Annotated in this window: 17 protein-coding genes; 4 read left to right on the forward strand and 13 right to left on the reverse strand. The window is 54.2% G+C overall.

The features are described from left to right. The first annotated feature begins 70 nt into the window (after positions 1-70). Entirely contained in the window at positions 71-1,078 is a 1,008-nt protein-coding gene (galR, locus tag IP582_RS20565; protein WP_071193776.1) for an HTH-type transcriptional regulator GalR, read from the forward strand. Here galR and IP582_RS20570 read toward each other — a convergent pair. The 5 genes from IP582_RS20570 to IP582_RS20590 all read right to left on the reverse strand — a co-directional run bounded on the left by IP582_RS20570 (position 1,075) and on the right by IP582_RS20590 (position 5,466). Beyond that, positions 1,075-1,524 (reverse strand): GNAT family N-acetyltransferase, encoded by a 450-nt coding sequence (locus IP582_RS20570; protein ID WP_079498509.1) that lies wholly within the window; start codon positions 1,522-1,524, stop codon positions 1,075-1,077. The two genes, galR and IP582_RS20570, sit on opposite strands and share 4 nt — an antisense overlap. Then, entirely contained in the window at positions 1,521-2,294 is a 774-nt protein-coding gene (locus IP582_RS20575; protein ID WP_039077118.1) for a GntR family transcriptional regulator, read from the reverse strand. The genes IP582_RS20570 and IP582_RS20575 overlap by 4 nt, the downstream gene beginning before the upstream one ends. A 68-nt stretch (positions 2,295-2,362) precedes the next feature. Continuing rightward, positions 2,363-2,680 (reverse strand): PTS sugar transporter subunit IIB, encoded by a 318-nt coding sequence (locus IP582_RS20580; protein ID WP_193794297.1) that lies wholly within the window; start codon positions 2,678-2,680, stop codon positions 2,363-2,365. Between the two features lie 9 nt (positions 2,681-2,689). Then, a complete protein-coding gene (locus IP582_RS20585) occupies positions 2,690-4,117 on the reverse strand; it encodes a glycoside hydrolase family 1 protein (RefSeq protein ID WP_193794298.1) in 1,428 nt (475 codons plus the stop codon). 11 nt (positions 4,118-4,128) lie between these two features. Further along, on the reverse strand, positions 4,129-5,466 hold the full coding sequence (locus tag IP582_RS20590; RefSeq protein ID WP_039077121.1) for a PTS sugar transporter subunit IIC: 1,338 nt from the start codon (positions 5,464-5,466) through the stop codon (positions 4,129-4,131). 295 nt (positions 5,467-5,761) lie between these two features. Between IP582_RS20590 and IP582_RS20595 the strand changes: the two genes are divergently transcribed. Continuing rightward, complete coding sequence (locus IP582_RS20595) at positions 5,762-6,787, forward strand: LacI family DNA-binding transcriptional regulator (RefSeq protein WP_193794299.1); 1,026 nt, start codon at positions 5,762-5,764, stop codon at positions 6,785-6,787. A gap of 397 nt (positions 6,788-7,184) precedes the next feature. On the opposite strand, the gene lysA is transcribed toward IP582_RS20595, so the two are convergent. Continuing rightward, positions 7,185-8,447, reverse strand: a complete 1,263-nt coding sequence (gene lysA, locus IP582_RS20600; RefSeq protein ID WP_193794300.1) for a diaminopimelate decarboxylase — start codon at positions 8,445-8,447, stop codon at positions 7,185-7,187. A 116-nt stretch (positions 8,448-8,563) separates the two neighbouring features. On the opposite strand from lysA, the gene IP582_RS20605 reads away from it, so the two are divergent. Further along, positions 8,564-9,490 carry a LysR family transcriptional regulator gene (locus IP582_RS20605; protein WP_193794301.1) on the forward strand — a complete coding sequence of 309 codons (927 nt, stop codon included), beginning with the start codon at positions 8,564-8,566 and terminating at the stop codon, positions 9,488-9,490. Here the strand turns inward: IP582_RS20605 and IP582_RS20610 are convergent. From IP582_RS20610 to IP582_RS20640, 7 genes are all read right to left on the reverse strand, one after another. Then, positions 9,487-10,179 carry an aspartate/glutamate racemase gene (locus IP582_RS20610; protein ID WP_039077155.1) on the reverse strand — a complete coding sequence of 231 codons (693 nt, stop codon included), beginning with the start codon at positions 10,177-10,179 and terminating at the stop codon, positions 9,487-9,489. The genes IP582_RS20605 and IP582_RS20610 overlap by 4 nt on opposite strands. Before the next feature lie 114 nt (positions 10,180-10,293). After that, positions 10,294-11,055, reverse strand: a complete 762-nt coding sequence (kduD, locus tag IP582_RS20615) for a 2-dehydro-3-deoxy-D-gluconate 5-dehydrogenase KduD (RefSeq protein WP_039077128.1) — start codon at positions 11,053-11,055, stop codon at positions 10,294-10,296. Between the two features lie 62 nt (positions 11,056-11,117). Then, complete coding sequence (kduI, locus tag IP582_RS20620) at positions 11,118-11,954, reverse strand: 5-dehydro-4-deoxy-D-glucuronate isomerase (RefSeq protein WP_193794302.1); 837 nt, start codon at positions 11,952-11,954, stop codon at positions 11,118-11,120. 623 nt (positions 11,955-12,577) lie between these two features. Continuing rightward, entirely contained in the window at positions 12,578-13,759 is a 1,182-nt protein-coding gene (locus IP582_RS20625) for an acetyl-CoA C-acetyltransferase (protein ID WP_193794303.1), read from the reverse strand. A gap of 159 nt (positions 13,760-13,918) precedes the next feature. Next, positions 13,919-14,731 carry a MetQ/NlpA family ABC transporter substrate-binding protein gene (locus IP582_RS20630; RefSeq protein ID WP_039077131.1) on the reverse strand — a complete coding sequence of 271 codons (813 nt, stop codon included), beginning with the start codon at positions 14,729-14,731 and terminating at the stop codon, positions 13,919-13,921. Positions 14,732-14,751: 20 nt separating this feature from the next. Then, on the reverse strand, positions 14,752-15,420 hold the full coding sequence (locus IP582_RS20635) for a methionine ABC transporter permease (protein WP_193794304.1): 669 nt from the start codon (positions 15,418-15,420) through the stop codon (positions 14,752-14,754). After that, positions 15,413-16,432, reverse strand: a complete 1,020-nt coding sequence (locus tag IP582_RS20640) for a methionine ABC transporter ATP-binding protein (protein ID WP_193794305.1) — start codon at positions 16,430-16,432, stop codon at positions 15,413-15,415. The genes IP582_RS20635 and IP582_RS20640 overlap by 8 nt, the downstream gene beginning before the upstream one ends. Positions 16,433-16,827: 395 nt before the next feature. Here IP582_RS20640 and IP582_RS20645 point away from each other — a divergent pair, with 395 nt between their 5' ends. Next, positions 16,828-18,198: a pyridoxal-phosphate dependent enzyme gene (locus IP582_RS20645; RefSeq protein WP_039077134.1), complete on the forward strand. Its 1,371-nt coding sequence runs from the start codon at positions 16,828-16,830 to the stop codon at positions 18,196-18,198.

Raw genomic sequence — 18,198 nt, forward strand, 5'->3', positions numbered from 1 at the left:
CTTGATTAGCCAGCGCATTCCCGTAACATAAGTGGGTGTGTAAACGCTTACCCCTAAATGAAGGTGCTCAATGGCGACAATAAAAGATGTAGCCCGGCTTGCAGGTGTCTCTGTCGCTACAGTTTCTCGCGTAATTAACGACTCCCCAAAAGCCAGCGAAGCCTCACGGCTGGCGGTCCAGACCGCCATGGAGAGTCTGAGCTATCACCCCAACGCCAATGCCCGTGCGCTGGCGCAGCAGTCGACGGAAACGGTCGGTCTGGTGGTCGGAGATGTTTCTGATCCTTTTTTTGGCGCCATGGTAAAGGCGGTTGAACAGGTCGCCTCCAGCACTGGCAACTTCCTGCTCATTGGCAATGGTTATCACAATGAGCAAAAAGAACGTAATGCGATTGAGCAACTGATTCGCCACCGCTGTGCGGCACTGGTTGTCCACGCCAAAATGGTGCCGGATGCTGAACTCATTGCGTTGATGAAACAGATCCCCGGCATGGTACTGATTAACCGCATTCTGCCCGGTTTCGAACAGCGCTGCGTGTCGCTGGATGACCGCTACGGTGCCTGGCTGGCAACGCGCCACCTCATACAGCAGGGCCATACCCGGATAGGCTATTTGTGTTCCAACCACGCGATTTCCGATGCCGAAGATCGCCTGCAGGGTTATTACGACGCCCTCAAAGAAAACGGTCTGCCGTGTAATGAGCGTCTGGTCACCTTCGGCGAACCGGACGAGAGCGGCGGTGAACAGGCAATGACCGAACTGCTCGGGCGTGGCAAGAATTTTACGGCGATCGCCTGCTATAACGACTCGATGGCAGCGGGCGCAATGGGGGTGCTCAACGATAATGGCATTACTGTGCCAGATGAGATCTCGCTGATTGGCTTTGACGATGTGCTGATATCACGCTATGTCCGCCCGCGGCTGACCACGGTGCGCTATCCCATCGTGACGATGGCGACACAGGCAGCGGAACTGGCACTGGCGTTGGCAGAAAACCGTCCGCTACCGGATGTCACGCATGTGTTTAACCCGACGCTGGTAAGACGCCACTCGGTTGTGACGCCGCAGGACAACTAGAGGGTAAAGCGATAGAGGTGGACGGTCGTGTCCGGGTAATCGAGGCCGTCGCCGATATAGTGCCAGCCAAAGCGCTCATAAAAATCACGGCAGGCGGAGTAAAGATGAAGCTCGCTAAACCCCATTTCCCGCGCAGACTCAATCACATGCTGCTGTAAAGTACGCGCCAGCCCCTGCCCGCGTGCGGATTCATCAACATAGAGCGCCGCCAGCCAGGGGAACAGATCCTGGCGGCTTATCAAATCGCAACGCCACAACCCTACGGTGCCAAGCAGCGTATCGTCATCCACCAGCACAAAGGTCAGCGGCAGATTGCCCGGCGTCTGGCTGTGGTCAATAATGCTTTCGAAGAACGCGCGCGGCAGCGAGTCACCAAACTCGCGCCAGAGCCACTCGGTCACCTGTTCGGCATGCTGTGGCGCGTCGTATAACGGAACCACTTTCACATTAATTTCCCCTGAAAAATCGGTACGGATTCAAACAGATAGCCGTCAAAATCCGGGGCATCCTCGTCCGAGAGCTCCAGCAAACTCTTTTTTACGTTTTCAAGATGCTGCCACATGGCCTGCCAGGCGCCCATCACATCGCGACGGCGCAGGGCAGCGAGCAGTGTCTGCCTGTCGCCAAGCCATTTCAGGCGATAAGGACGGCTGGTAATGTGCACGTTGAATTGCTGCCACAGCGGGCTGCTGTCCATGTGGTGCCAGACGCTTTCTACTGTTGCCAGTAGCATCTGGTTTTGCGAGGCCCCCGCCAGCACCAGATGAAACATTTTGCTGTTGTCCTGGCTGGTGTCGTTCAGGGCAATCGCGCGTTGTTCTTGCTCGAGGATGCGGCGCAGGTTATCGATATCCGCCCGCGTCGCCATTTTGGCGGCAAAGGCGGCGATGTTGCTCTCCAGCAACTGACGAGCCTGCAATATTTCAAACGGGCCGACATCACTGCTGAGAAAGCGCTCTTCTTCGTTTTCATGCTCCTGAGGAATACGCATCACATAGACGCCGGAGCCCTGGCGAATGTCGACGGTGCCCTGGAGTTCAAGCATTAAGAGAGCTTCACGGACAATAGTACGGCTGACGCCATACTTTTCGGCAATATTGCGCTCAGGTGGAAGGCGGGACCCCACGGGGTAATGCCCCTGGATTATTTGCGCGCGTAAATCTTCGCCAATCTCCTGGTACTGTTTTTTTTCCGGCGGGATTACAGCTTTTTCCACAATATCACCATTACCTGTACAGACCTTTAGTTGAAGCTCAGGCCGGAGAACCCCGGCCTTTGGGCGCGCTATCTTACCAAATTTAGTGCCTGTTCGAGAACTTTCGCGCCATTTAAGGTGCCATATGCCACCGGATCGATCACATCAATAGGGATAGCATATTGGTCGGTAAGTTTCTTATTTTCCGCGAGTTTAAAGCGCACCTGCGGCCCCAACAGTACAGCGATAATCTCGCCGCTGTGGTTGTCTAATTCATCGCGTAGCGCCTGCTCAGCAATGGCATAGATTTTCAGTTCAAGACCGCGCTCGGCGGCGTTTTTTTCCATCTTTGTGACCACCAGTGATGTAGACATCCCGGCAGAACAACACAGGACAATACGTTTCATCACAGCTCCTTATTTCCATTCATCATCAAAAGAGATCGTAAGCTGGCGTTCGTCGCTTAACCGGCGATACCAGGAGAGCGACTTTTTCGCCCGCCGGTCACGGTTGTGGTCCAAATCGATCTCCACCAGCCCGTAGCGATTTTTAAAGGCATTCATTGGCGATACGTTGTCCGTAAACGCCCAGAGCATATAACCGTGACAGTTGGCGCCATCCTCCCGCGCGCGCAACGTCTGGTACAGATGCTCACCAATAAACGCAATGCGGTAATTGTCTTCAATCACCCCATCGGTATTGCGGAACTGCCCTTCGTTCTCAACTCCCATCCCGCTTTCCGCCACAAACCACGGGATGTTGCCGTACTCGTTTTTAATCCGCATCGCCATGTCATAAATGATAAACGGCCCGATTTCCCAGCCGCGCGACTTATTCATGCGCCGGCCCGGTAGCTCAAAGGGTTCGTAGTAATAAGCCGGGTGGAACGGCGTGTCGGGGTGCCAGGCGCGGGAAGGGGCTTTTACCCGATGCGGGTAATAGAGGTTAATGCCCAATTCATCCACGGTATTTTCACGAATGATCGTCAGTTCGTCGTCGGTGTAGTCCCAGCTCACCTGATGCTTATCAAGCAGGGTAAACAGCTCCGGCGGGTACGCCCCTTTTACCATAGGGTCGAGGAAGACGCGGTTATAAAAGAGATCATACATGGCTGCCGCATGAACATCGTGCGGCGCACGGGAGCGCGGATAGGTCACTTCCGGGTTCAGAATGCACCCCACCGTTCCCGCGTACCCTTTCTCGCGAAACAGTTTCACCACTTTCGCCGTGGCAAGATTCTTATGGTGATTCCACTGCATCCAGGTGCTGGTGTTCTGCTCATACGGCCAGCGCAGCGCATCCAGATAAACTCTGGTTTGCACCACAATGGGCTCGTTAAAAGTGAACCAGCGCGTCACTTTTTGGTGAAACCGTTCAAAGACCTTTTCGACGTAAAGCAGATAGAGTTCGACCACTTTTTTCGATGCCCAGCCGCCGTAAGTTTCCAGCAGGTAACCGGGCAATTCGTAATGTTCAAGGCAGATCATCGGCACAATGCGGTTACGCGCCATCTCGTCAAAGAGCTGGTCGTAATAGGCCGCATACTCTTCATCTACGACGCCATTTTCATAGTCGGTCAGAAAGCGCGACCAGTTAATGGAGGTGCGGTAGTGGGTCAGGCCAGCCTGCTTCATCAACTGTACGTCTTCGCGAAAACGGTGATAAAAGTCAGTCGCCACCGCCGGGCCATAGCCCTCATGCCAGACCTGCCTGTCGTTTTTGTACCAAAGATCGGGCCATGAATCCTGCCCCTCTTTTTTGCCGCTCCAGCCCTCGGTCTGCCAGGCTGAGGCCGCCGCACCAAGCATAAACGACGGCGGGATGGTGAGTATTTTTGTGCTCACGTCAGGCTCCTTTAGGCATTTTTCGCCATGTCAGTGGATTCAGCCTGCAGTTGCGCCTGCTCCGCACGGCGGGATGCAATCTTCACAAAAGGCAGGTAAATAAGGATCGAGGCCAGGATACACACCAGTTGTGTCACTACCGCCCCCATCGAACCGGCGGTGGAAAGCCAGGCGTTAATCAGCGGCGGCGTGGTCCATGGCACCATCACCACGGCCTTGCCCGCAAAGCCGGTAACCGTAGCAAAGTAACCGATTGAGCCGGTCACCAGCGGGGTGATGATAAAGGGGATCGCGAGGATCGGATTGAGCATGATCGGCATGCCGAATATCACCGGTTCATTGATATTGAAGATGCCAGGGCCGATGGAGAGCTTGGCGATCTCTTTCATCTCTTTGCGCTTGGTGGCAATCATCACCGCGATCAGCAGGCCAATGGTCAGACCGGAGCCGCCGATACTCATATACACATCCCAGAACGGCATGGTGATGATATTCGGCACCTCTTTACCCTGCTCAAATGCGCTCATATTGACCGTGATCGCACCAAGCAGCAGGGGTTCGCGGATCGGCTTGATCATCTGGTTGCCATGAATGCCGATAACCCAAAACAACTGAGCGACAAACATCAACAGCAGGATACCCGGCAGGCTTTGCACCACGCGCTCTAACGGCTGTTGCACCACCTGATAAACGGCATCATAGAGGTACATGCCGGTGATCTGATGGAAGACAAAACCAAAAGTCGCGATAACCGTGGTGGTGATAATGGCAGGGATCAATGCAGAGAACGAGGCCGAGACGTTAGGCGGCACTGTATCCGGCATTTTGATTTTCAGCCCTTCACGGTTTTCCAGCCAGCAGTAAATCTCAACGGAGAGAATCGCGATAAACATGCCGAGGAACAGGCTACGGGTATCCGAGAACTGGCGCAGCAGCACATCTTTCACCACGTGCATTTGGCCATCGACCAGCATTTCCACCGTGGTTGGCGTCACGCAAATAAAGCAGATGACCGCCAGCAAACCGGGAAACAGGGTTTTGATGCCGTTAATACGCCCAAGCTCAATACCAATCAGGAATACCGCGCCGATATTCAAAAAGTTGAGCGTGGCGTAGTTGATAGCGCTGGTAATTGGCTTGAGCGCGGCCAGGAACGATAGCGCGTCAAAGCTGGCGAGGCCGTTTTTCGGATCCAGCACCATATTGGAGATAAGCACGGAGAAGGCGCCGACGATGATGACCGGCATCAGGGTAATAAACGAAGCCTTGATCGCCATGATGTAGCGATAGCTGTTGAATTTGGTCGCGAAGCTACCCAGAGAATCGATTAACTTTTCCTGTAGAGCCATTAGAGGTACCTCAGTAAAAGGGCTTTTTATCGTGTCAGGTATACAGCTCAATACCTTTTGGCATACCAAAAATAGCTATCACTGGAAAATAGTTCTGTGATTAAGGTCGCAACGTGGCATTTGGTATTCCAGATTTGCCATATTTAGCAAATTTGGCATACCACCATAAATAAACCAGGGTTTTCTTCCCGTTGCATCAAAAGCGTGATCGGCCCGGTTATTGTCTCTCCCTTGCCCCGCTGCGCTTTGATGAATGTGATAAAATAGCGGCCTTCATGTGATACAGGATCAGGTCATGGCGACAATGCTGGATGTCTCACTGCGCGCGGGTGTCTCCAAGGCTACGGTATCGCGCGTGTTAAACGACACAGGTCAGGTAAAAGAGAGCACCCGTAAACGGGTTTTTCAGGCGATGGAAGAGCTGGGCTATCGGCCTAATTTTCTTGCCCAGTCGCTGGCAACCCGCACCAGTAATAACATTGGCCTGGTGGTTTCCAGTTTTAACGGTTTCTATTTTGGCCGCCTGTTACAGCAGGCATCGCGCCAGGCGGAAGCCTATGGCAAACAGCTCATTGTGACCGACGGGCACGATGCCCCGGAACGCGAAGAGTTAGCGGTGCAGATGCTGGCCGACAGACGCTGCGACGCCATTATTCTTTACACCCGCTTTATGAGCGAGAAAGCGATCATCCGCCTGATCGATACCACCCCGATGCCGCTTATCGTCATTAACCGCGAAGTGTTTCAGGCCCACGATAAATGCGTTTTTTTTGAACAGCAGGATGCGGCGTTTCAGGCGGTGGATTATCTGGTAAACCAGGGTCATCACGATATTGCCTGTATCACCGCCCCTATCCATACGCCAACAGGCAAAGCCCGCCTGATGGGATATCGCAAGGCGCTGGAAAAACACGGTATTCGCTGGGATCCGGACAAAGTGAAATACGGCGATTCAACCATGTCGCGCGGCTATGAACTGTGCCAGGAGATCTTACAAGAGGGCATTAAAGTCAGCGCGCTGTTTGCCTGTAATGACGATATGGCGCTGGGTGCGTCTAAGGCGCTGCATCAGGCGGGGTTACGTATTCCGCAGGATATTTCACTGTTTGGCTTCGATGATGCCCCCAGTGCCCGTTGGCTGGAGCCGGGTCTGTCGACGGTCTATCTGCCGATTGAAACCATGATCACCACCGCCATCGATCAGGCTATTCGGCTGGCGAACAAAGAATCGATCGAAGCGATCCCGCCGTTTACCGGCATCCTGGTGCTGCGTGATTCAGTCGCCCCCGGACCATTTTTCCCCGGATGCGGCGGCGCCTGATCCGGGCTACGACCGGTTTTCTCCCTCTCCCCCGGGGCTGAGGAATCCCCACAAAAATGCGAGCACGATCGGTCCCCTCTCCTCTTTGGGGAGAGGGTCAGGGTGAGGGGGAAAATGCGGCTCTGATGGTCATTCCGTTCACCTTATGTTCCTTGTTTTCTGTCGCGACAGAACCCGTGAACGTGCCAGGGTGGCACAAAGATGTCGCAGTGGTTGTCATGCGGGAAAACGAGTCAGCCGTGACTAACAAGGTTGAAGACGTTCACAGTATCTACCCAACGCACCAGCCGTAGCCCCGGTAAGCGTCCGCGCCACCGGGGTTATTCCCGGATGCGCCTTATTCGGGTTACGTTGTTGAAAACCGTTGATACCCTCGCCCCTCGGGGCGAGGCAGGACTTATACCTGCTCCAGTGCCAGCAGTTCTTCAATGGTCTGACGGCGACGAATCAGCCGTGCAACGCCCTTATCAAACAGCACCTCCGGCAGCAGCGGACGACTATTGTAGTTCGACGACATCGAGGCACCATAAGCCCCGGTATCATGCAGCACAAGGTAATCCCCTGGCGTCACGGCAGGCAGTGCGCGGGTTTCCACTTTACCGCCCTCCTGCTGGGTAAACACATCGCCAGACTCGCACAGCGGCCCGGCCACCACGGTATCGATACGCGGCACGGTGGTTAAATCACGCCCGTCCGCCGCCAGTGCGGTAATGTGGTGATAGCTGCCGTACATGGACGGGCGCATCAGATCGTTAAAACCAGCGTCAATCAGTACAAAGTGGCGGCTGCCCATCTCTTTCACGCTGCGCACCTGTGCCACCAGCACCCCGGATTCCGCCACCAGGAAGCGTCCCGGTTCGATCTCCAGTTTTACCGGATGACCCAGATGTTTCGCCACCTGTTCACGTGCGGCATTCCACAGGCTGTAATAGTGGTCCGTATCCACCCCCTCCTCCCCTTCATGATAAGGAATGGAGAGACCGCCGCCTGCCGAAATAGCCTGCAGATCCTGGCCAAATTCCACCACCTGGCGCACCATCGCGCCGCACACCTGCTCAAGGTGGCCGTAATCCACCCCGGAACCAATATGCATATGAATGCCGATCAGTTTGAGGTTAAATCGCTGCATCACTTCCAGCGCGGCAGGCAGGTCGCTATACCAGATGCCGTGCTTGCTGTTTTCGCCACCGGTATTGGTTTTCTGGCTATGGCCATGACCGAAGCCGGGGTTAATGCGCAGCCAGACCGGGTGACCGGGCGAAACCTGCCCCAGTTGTTCCAGCATATCCACTGACCCGGCATTAACCGGAATGCGCAAATCGCTCACGCGGGCCAGCGTCGCGTCATCAATCACGTCCGCCGTGAAAACAATATCCTCCGGATGTGTTTTCGGGTCGTAACCTGCGGCCAGCGCACGCTCAATTTCCCCTAACGACACGGAATCCACCTTCACACCCTGCTCACGCATCAGGCGCAGGATATGAATGTTCGAGCAGGCTTTTTGCGCGAAACGGATCACATCAAACTGCGTCAGGCGGGCAATCTGGTCGCGAATAATTTGCGCGTCATAAACCCAGACCGGGCAGCCAAATTCAGCAGGCAACCGAAGAAGATTAGCGGCATTAAGGTCGGTTGTGGTTTGTGTCAGTGGGCGTGGCATAGCAGACTCCGAAAACGTTTTTTTATGATTACGCCACAGGCCAGGAGGAATAAAAAATATCGTTTTATCGTGAGTCTATGCAAAAATGATATGGATTCTCTTACCAGGATGCCGCCATGCCCGCCGTAAACTTACGCCACATTGAAATTTTTCATGCCGTGATGACCACCGGGAATCTGACGGAAGCCGCTCAGTTGCTGCATACCTCGCAACCTACCGTCAGCCGGGAGCTGGCGCGCTTTGAAAAAGTGCTGGGGTTGAAGTTATTTGAACGCGCACGCGGGCGTCTGCATCCTACGGTGCAAGGGTTACGTCTTTTTGAGGAAGTACAGCGCTCCTGGTACGGGCTGGATCGCATTGTCAGCGCCGCCGAAAGCCTGCGCGAATTCCGTCAGGGTGAGCTGTCGATTGCCTGCCTGCCGGTCTTTTCCCAGTCATTTTTACCGCTACTGTTGCAGCCTTTTCTGGTCCGCTACCCGGACGTTAGCCTCAATATCGTGCCGCAAGAGTCGCCGCTGCTGGAAGAGTGGCTCTCCGCCCAGCGTCATGACCTGGGACTTACGGAAACAATCAGCACGCCTGCGGGGACGGAGCGCACGCCACTGCTGATTTTTAACGAAGTGTGTGTCCTGCCGGAAAACCACCGACTGGCGCATAAAGCACAGCTTACGCCAGGAGATTTTCATGGCGAGAATTACATTAGCCTGTCGCGCACCGACAGCTACCGGCAATTGCTCGATGCTTTGTTCAATGAACATCAGGTGAAACGCCGTATGGTGCTGGAAACGCACAGCGCGGCGTCAGTCTGCGCGATGGTTCGCGCCGGGGTGGGAATTTCGGTGGTCAACCCGCTGACCGCGCTCGATTACGCCGCCAGCGGGGTGGTAGTGCGCCGTTTTAGTATTGATGTTCCCTTCACGGTGAGCCTGATTCGCCCGTTGCATCGCCCCTCTTCGGCGCTGGTCGAGGCATTCAGTCGCCATTTGCAAGAGGCGATGCCGTTGATTACCGGTCCACTGAACGCAGTGCTGAACGCCGTTTAAGAGAGCATAAACGTTACGGCATCGGCGGCATGCAGGGCAGCCGTATCAAATACCGGGATCGGCGACTGATCTTGTGAAACCAGCAGGCCAATTTCAGTGCAACCGAAAATCACCCCCTGCGCCCCCTGCTCCGCCAGTTGCGCAATCAGACTGACATAATAGGCACGCGAAACATCGCTAAACGTACCGAGGCAAAGTTCGTCAAAAATAACCTGATTGACCCGCACGCGGTCTGACTCACCCGGAATCAGCGTTTCAATACCAAACGCGTCACTCAGACGACCACGATAAAAATCCTGCTCCATGGTGTAGCGCGTGCCAAGCAGCGCCACTTTGGATTGCTTCTGCGCCACTATCGCCCGCCCGGTGGCATCGGCAATATGTAAGAAAGGCACATCACAGCGTGCTTCAATCTGCCCGGCGATTTTATGCATGGTATTCGTACACAACACGATACCCTGCGCACCGGCGTTTTGTAGCCCGACGGCCGCATCGGCCAGGATATCCCCGGCCTTTTCCCATTCGCCGCTGCGCTGGCACTCTTCAATCTCATGAAAATCTACGCTGTGCAGCAGCAGGCTGGCAGAGTGCAGACCACCCAATTGCGCCTTCACCCCTTCATTAATCAGGCGGTAATACGGAATGGTAGATTCCCAGCTCATACCACCCAACAGTCCAATCGTTTTCATTGTGCCTCTCCCTCTGAGTAAGCACTCAGTCAAGCAAACTCAGGGGGGAGTTTCAACCACCCTACAGGCATAAAAAAACCTGCCCGAAAGCAGGTTTTTGGTAAATCAGGCGAATTAACGCGCCAGCCAACCGCCGTCGACCGCGATGGTATAGCCGTTAATGTAATCAGATGCACTGGAGGAGAGGAAAACAATCGGCCCCATCAGGTCACTCGGTAAACCCCAGCGCCCCGCCGGAATACGGTCAAGAATAGCCGCGCTACGCTCTTCGTCAGCACGCAATTGCTGGGTGTTATTGGTCGCCATATAGCCCGGCGCGATGGCGTTGACGTTGATGTTGTGTTTCGCCCATTCGTTCGCCAGCAGACGGGTCACGCCCATCACGCCGCTTTTAGAAGCGGTATAAGACGGCACGCGGATACCGCCCTGGAACGAGAGCATGGAGGCGATATTAATGATCTTGCCGCCATTGCCCTGAGCGATGAAGTGTTTCGCCGCCGCCTGGGACATAAAGAAGACGCTTTTGATGTTCAGGTTCATCACGTCATCCCAGTCCTGCTCGCTGAAATTGATCGCGTCTTCGCGACGGATCAGGCCAGCGTTATTGACAAGAATGTCGATTTTGCCGAACTCGGCCACCGCACGGTCCAGCAGTGCCGGGATACCGTCGATTTTACGCAGGTCAGCCGTCAGGCTCAGGAAACGACGGCCCAGCGCCGTAACGCGCTCGATGGTTTCGGTCGGTTCAACAATGTTGATACCCACGATATCGCAACCCGCTTCCGCCAGACCCAGCGCCATGCCCTGGCCCAGACCTGTATCACACCCGGAAACGACAGCCACTTTACCTTGAAGAGAGAATGCATCCAGAATCATGTTGGTTCCTTAATCTTTCAACGCCTGCACCCGCAGGCATATTTTTGTTATGCCTGTGGTGCTTAGCGCAGATCTTTAACCGCGACGTGATCCATATCATCAAAGACCTGGTTTTCACCGACCATACCCCAGATAAAGGTATACGCCTTCGTCCCCACACCTGAGTGAATAGACCAGCTCGGCGAAATCACCGCTTGTTCGTTATGCATCACAATATGGCGGGTCTCCTGCGGCTGCCCCATCATGTGGAACACGCATGCGTCCTCATCCATATTGAAGTAGAAGTAGACTTCCATGCGGCGCTCATGGGTATGACACGGCATGGTATTCCACAGGTTACCCGGCGCGAGTTCGGTCAGCCCCATGCTCAACTGGCAGGTTTCCAGCACATCCGGCACGAAGTATTTATTGATGGTGCGACGGTTGCTGGTGAGGTTGTCACCCAGCGTGACCGGAGAAACATCCGCAGGCGTCACTTTTTTGGTCGGGTAAGTAGTATGTGCCGGTGCGCAGTTGTAGTAGAACTTCGCGGGTGTCGCGGTATCGACGCTGGCGAACACCACTTCTTTCGCCCCTTTGCCGACATATAACGCGTCGCGATGGCCGATTTCATAGCAGTGACCATCAACGGTAATGGTGCCCGGGCCGCCGATATTGATAACGCCCAATTCACGGCGTTCCAGGAAGTAGCTTACGCCCAGTTGCTTGCCCACTTCGCCGCCAACAGAGACAGTTTTGGCGACCGGCTTAATGCCACCGACGATAATACGGTCGATGTGGCTATAGACCATGGTGTATTCGTCATCCACGAATACCTCTTCAACCAAAAATTCATTGCGCAGTCCCTGGGTATCCAGCGTTTTCGCATGCGCACTGTGGATGCTTTGTCTTACGTCCACATTTACCTCCGCAGTCAATGTTTCATTCGAATCGCACGTAACGGAGCGAATAAAAAACGTTCCGTTTTGCAGTATGGGCACATCTTATCCCGGCTAAAACACGTTTTCAATGTTATATAAAACAACGTTTCATTTTTTTCGTAATATATTTCTAAAATTGTAGCTGCGATCACGAACGTCTGGCATTTACACGAGGAGGAGGGACGGTTCATTGGGCATGAGAACAGAATTTAATGATAACAAACAAATAGTTAATAACATCTTGAAGTTTTAACAGTCTGCAGGCATTTTTACTGCGCGAAATCTAAGATCCTTGTTGATATCGCAACGTTATCGCGTTTTTCAGGATGCGAAGCGCTACGTTTTCTTTTAAACTGCGCAGGTCGTCACAAAAAGTAAAACGATGTTTTGATAAATTAACACTGAATTTTTGAAATGTTGATGGCGTGTATAGCGGCACAAAAATGAATGCGTATACACCAGGGAAGTATCGACAAAGAAACAACAGGGTAGCGTGGCGCGTTGCCCGGGGACGTTTGAGTTAGTGTTTCTGTAACTGGCCTTGCCCTCCTTAACGGAGGGCTTTTTTTTAGGGGGGAATGGACGTTATCTGCAAGAAGGACTCAGTCACGCTCTATCGCCAGCGCCACACCCTGCCCGCCACCGATACATAAGGTCGCCAGCCCTTTACGGGCATTACGTTTTTTCATTTCATGCACCAGCGAGACCAGAATACGGCAGCCGGATGCACCGATAGGATGGCCAAGCGCAATGGCACCGCCGTTCACATTCACCCGCTTTTCATCCCACTCCAGCACTTTACCGACAGACAGCGCCTGGGCGGCATAGGCTTCATTGGCCTCAATCAGATCGACGTCATCCAGGTGCCAGCCCACGCGCTCAAGGCAGCGACGGGTGGCATAAACCGGTGCGATGCCCATCAGGGCAGGATCGACGCCTACGCTGGCAAAAGCACGAATACGGGCCATCACCGGTAAATTCAGCTCCTGCGCTTTGGCTTCACTCATCATCATCACAGCGGCGGCGCCGTCATTAATGGACGAGGCGTTACCCGCGGTGACCGACCCCGTCAGTTCAAATGCCGGGGAGAGTTTCGCAAGCCCTTCTGCGCTGGCGTCGGTGCGCGGTTGCTCATCGGTATCAACCAGTAATGGTCGCCCGTCGGAGGATAGCGCTTTCACCGGCACGATTTCATCGCGAAAACGTCCGGAATCAATAGCGGCGCGCGCTTTTTGCTGCGAACGGAGCGCCCAGTCATCCTGGCGGGCACGGCTGATGCCGTACTCCCGCGCCAGGTTTTCTGCGGTCACGCCCATATGGTAATCGTTGAAGGCATCCCATAATCCGTCATGAACCAGGCTGTCGATAAGTTGGCTATTACCCAGTCGCGCCCCGGTACGGCTGTCAGTCAGCACATGGGGGGCACGGCTCATATTCTCCTGGCCGCCCGCAATAACCACATCGGCTTCGCCGCACTGAATCGCCTGCGACGCCAGATGCAGCGCTTTCAGCCCTGACCCGCACACATCATTAATAGTGATAGCCGAAACCGTCATGGGCAGCCCGCCTTTAATCGCCGACTGGCGGGCAGGGTTTTGCCCGGCGCCTGCGGTAAGCACCTGGCCTAAAATGACTTCATCAACGGTCTGGGGGTGAATCCCGCTGCGATCGAGAAGCGCCTGAACGACATAACTTCCCAGCTCAACGGCAGAATGGTGCGATAGCGCCCCCTGAAAACAGCCGATAGGCGTGCGAACCGCAGCCACGATAACGACATCTTTCATTTCTACCTCAGCGCAAATTGACCCAGGCAATAGTAGTACGTTGTTATCAAGTATTATCGCAATTGTTTAAAATCGGTGAGATTCATCACACAGGCGGGCAAGAACAGGTTCGGGAAAGGAGGTGCGACGGGCTTGCCCGTCGCACAGAAACAGCAGTAATCAGTTGTTTACCGGGATTACCGCACCTTTGTATTTGGTGCGGATCCAGTCCTGAATCTCTTTAGAGTGCAGCACGTTTACCAGCGCTACGATGTCTTTTTTCTTCTCATCGCCACGGTGTACGGTAATGATATTGGCGTACGGGTTGTTTTCGCCGCTTTCAACCGCAATCGGATCGTGTACCGGGTCCAGACCTGCGTCGATGGCGTAGTTGGCGTTGATCACCACAGCGTCACCTTCGTCGTTGTTATACATCTGCGGCAGCAGCGCCGCTTCTACGTTCGGCTGGAACTGCAGTTTTTTCGGGTTTTCAACGATATCGCTGATACGCGCAGAGACTTTATCCACGCCCGGTTTCAGCTTGATCACGCCCTCTTTTTCAAAGATAGAGAGGATACGGCCTTCTTCGGATACCGCATCACGCATGATGATTTTGCCACCCTGCGGCAGGTCTTTCAGCGACTTGTATTTTTTGGAGTAGATACCAATCGGCTCAATGTGGATTGCGCCCGCGCTGACGAAATCATAGGTTTTATCGCCCGCGTGATCTTTCAGTACGCTGTTCAGGTACGGAATGTGCTGGAAGTAGTTGGCGTCGATTTCACGGCCAGCCAGCGCGGTGTTCGGCAGAATGTAATCCTGGAACGGTTTGATCTCCAGATCGATACCTTGTTTTGCGAGAATCGGTTTCGCCTGCTCCAGAATTTCAGCGTGCGGCACGTTAGAAGCGCCCACGGTCAGTTTGTCGGCCCAGGAGGAGAAGCTCATTGCACCCAAAGTCATGGCGGCAATCAGTGTCAGTGTTTTTTTCATGATGTGTTTCCCTAATTTTATTAGCGTTTATCTAACAGAGAAGTCAGTGCGTCGCCGCAGAACTGGATGATGAAGACAATAATCAAAATGGTCACTGTCGCTACCAGCGTGACGTCGCCATGGTTGCGCTGGAATCCTTCCAGATAAGCCAGATTTCCTAAGCCACCCGCACCGATAACCCCGGCCATAGCGCTGTAACTCACCAGAGCAATCAGCGTCACCGTGATTCCGGAAACCAGTGCAGGCGATGATTCAGGTAGTAAAACCCGAAAAATCAGTGTGCTAAGGCGTGCCCCCATCGAACGGGTCGCCTCGATAACCCCTTTGTCCACCTCACGCAGGGCAATCTCCACCAGGCGGGCATAAAACGGCGCGGCTCCGACAATCAGCGCAGGCAGCGCGGCGTTCGCCCCGAGGATGGTGCCGACAAGCGTTTTGGTAAACGGAATCAGCAGAACAATCAGAATGATGAACGGGATCGAGCGAAACACGTTCACCACAATCGAAATCAGGCTATAGAGCACGCGGTTTTGAAATAACCCGCCGCGGGCAGTCAAAAACAGCGCCAGTCCAAGAATGATCCCCAGCACAAAAGTCGCCGCGCCAGAGAGTGCCGTCATGTAGAGCGTCTCCTGCGTGGCCGCCCACAGTTGGGCCAGTTTCAGGTGTGGAAATAGTGTCTCAAGCATGTTTAATCACCTCGCCTTCAATATCGCTATGGCGTAAATCCGCGAGGATATTGTTTATCTGTTCCTCTGTGGCGACGACGTGCACCCACAGTTGACCAAACACGCCATGAGCGGTTTGGGTCATTTTTCCATGCAAAATGTTGAACGGCAGGCCGTAGCGCAGCGTCAGTTCACCGACGACAGGCTGATGCGTGTTATGCCCGGTAAAAGTCAGCTTGATGACGGTACCGTCGAGACCCGCGTTCAGCTCAGGGTTAAACTCTGCTTCTTCATACTGACTAATCTGGCGCACAAACTGGCGGGTGATCGGCTGCTGAGGATGCGTAAAGACGCTGATCACATCCCCCTCTTCCACCACACTGCCGTTTTCCATCACCGCCACGCGGTCACAGATTTTGCGCACCACATGCATTTCATGGGTGATGAGCACAATCGTCAGTTGGAAACGACGGTTAATGTCCAGCAACAGATCGAGGATCTGATCGGTGGTTTGCGGATCCAGCGCCGATGTCGCCTCATCACACAGCAGCACATCCGGGTTGTTTGCCAGCGCACGGGCAATCCCCACGCGCTGCTTTTGCCCACCGCTCAATTGCGACGGATAAGCATTTTCACGGCCTTTCAGCCCCACCAGCTCAATCAACTCCGCCACGCGGGCATTGATTTTCGCTTTTGGCGCACCGGCAATCTGCATGGAAAAGGCGATGTTTTCTGCCACCGTGCGTGACCACAACAGGTTGAAGTGCTGGAAGACCATGCTGATTTTCAGCCGGGCCTGGCGCAATTGCTCGCCCTTTGCCGCAGAGATGTCCTGACCGTTTATCACCACGCTGCCGGAGGTCGGTTTTTCCAGACCGTTCAGCAGACGAATCAGCGTACTTTTTCCGGCGCCGCTGTAGCCGATAATCCCGTAAATTTGCCCCTGCTCAACCGACAGATTGACGCTGTCTACGGCGGTAATCGACGCCTTTCCCTGGTCGAAAATCTTAGAAATATTCCTGAGAACGATCATTGCATTACTTTTCCGTTTGGCGGTTTAGCAGTATGGAAGTCCAAACGATAATAATCAGTCATGAATATAATTCAAATAACTAAATAGACATTAGATATAACTTTCGGCGCTAAGAGGCGGCGATTCTCGCTATTCTGTCTAATGACTAAATTCAGCAATGGTTATCTGCTAAACGCATAATACGCAGAAAGGTTGCCGGCAAAGTGGCTAAAAACACAGCAAAAATGCCAAATTCTGGCAATCGACACATCCGGACGGCTAACCGCCTTTCCCTCCTGATGTCTAAATAGCACTTCATATTTCTTTTTGTTCTAATCGCCGGATAAACGTTCTTTAAACAGGCAAATTGACAGACCTATCATCCGCTCGTCACGTTTATCTGTGGGTGATTAAGCATGTCAGTATTGCATTCGATTAGTGAACTTATCGGCCAGACTCCGCTCCTCCAGTTGCATAAACTGGAGACTGGCCCCTGCAGCCTGTTTCTGAAGCTGGAAAACCAGAACCCTGGTGGTTCTATCAAAGACCGCGTTGCGCTGTCGATGATTAACGAAGCCGAACGGCTGGGCCATTTACAGCCAGGCGGAACGATCATAGAGGCGACGGCGGGCAATACTGGCCTTGGTCTGGCGCTGATTGCCGCGCAAAAAGGCTATTCATTGATTCTGGTGGTGCCGGACAAAATGAGCCGGGAGAAGATCTTCCACCTGCGGGCGTTGGGGGCGAAAGTGGTTTTAACGCGCTCTGATGTCAACAAAGGGCACCCGGCCTATTATCAGGATTATGCCCGCCGCCTGGCGCAAGAGACGCCGGGTGCGTTTTATATTGACCAGTTTAATAACGAAGCCAATCCGCTGGCGCACTTTAGTACCACCGCGCCGGAAATTTACGCCCAGCTTGATGGTGATATCGACGCGATTGTCGTTGGCGTCGGTTCCGGCGGCACGCTGGGGGGGTTGCAGGCATGGTTTGCCGAACACTCGCCGAAAACCGAATTTATCCTCGCCGACCCGGCAGGTTCCATTCTTGCCGATCAGGTTGAAACCGGGCAATACGGTGAGCCCGGCTCCTGGCTGGTCGAAGGCATCGGTGAGGATTTTATCCCACCGCTGGCGCATATCGACGGCGTGCATAAGGCCTACCGGGTTACCGATGCTGAAGCGTTTGCCGCCGCGCGTGCTCTGCTACAAACCGAAGGCGTGCTGGCCGGTTCTTCAACCGGTACGCTGCTCAGTGCCGCGCTGCGTTATTGCCAGGCGCAGACGACCGCCAAACGAGTGGTAACGCTCGCCTGCGACAGCGGCAATAAATACCTCTCCAAAATGTTTAACGATGACTGGATGCGCCAGCAAGGCTTGTTAAGCCGCCCGACACGCGGCGACCTGACCGATTTCATTGCCCTGCGCCACGACGAAGGGGCCACCGTCACCGCCGCGCCGGATGACACCCTGGCCGCCGTGCTGGCGCGCATGCGCCTGTATGATTTCTCGCAGCTTCCCGTGCTGGAAAATGGCCGGGTCGTCGGCATTGTCGATGAGTGGGATCTGATAAGCCACGTACAGGGTGATAGCGCGCGTTTTTCATCACCGGTGAAAGAGGCGATGACCCGCAACGTGGAAACCCTCGACAAGCACGCGCCGGAAAGCGCACTGAAAGCCATTTTTGACCGGGGCCTGGTGGCTGTGATTGCCGACAATGACCGCTTTCTTGGCCTGATTACCCGCAGCGATGTTCTGACCACCTGGCGTAACCGCCTGGAACAATAA

This window comes from Citrobacter sp. BDA59-3, assembly GCF_015167655.1.
GTDB lineage: Bacteria > Pseudomonadota > Gammaproteobacteria > Enterobacterales > Enterobacteriaceae > Phytobacter > Phytobacter diazotrophicus.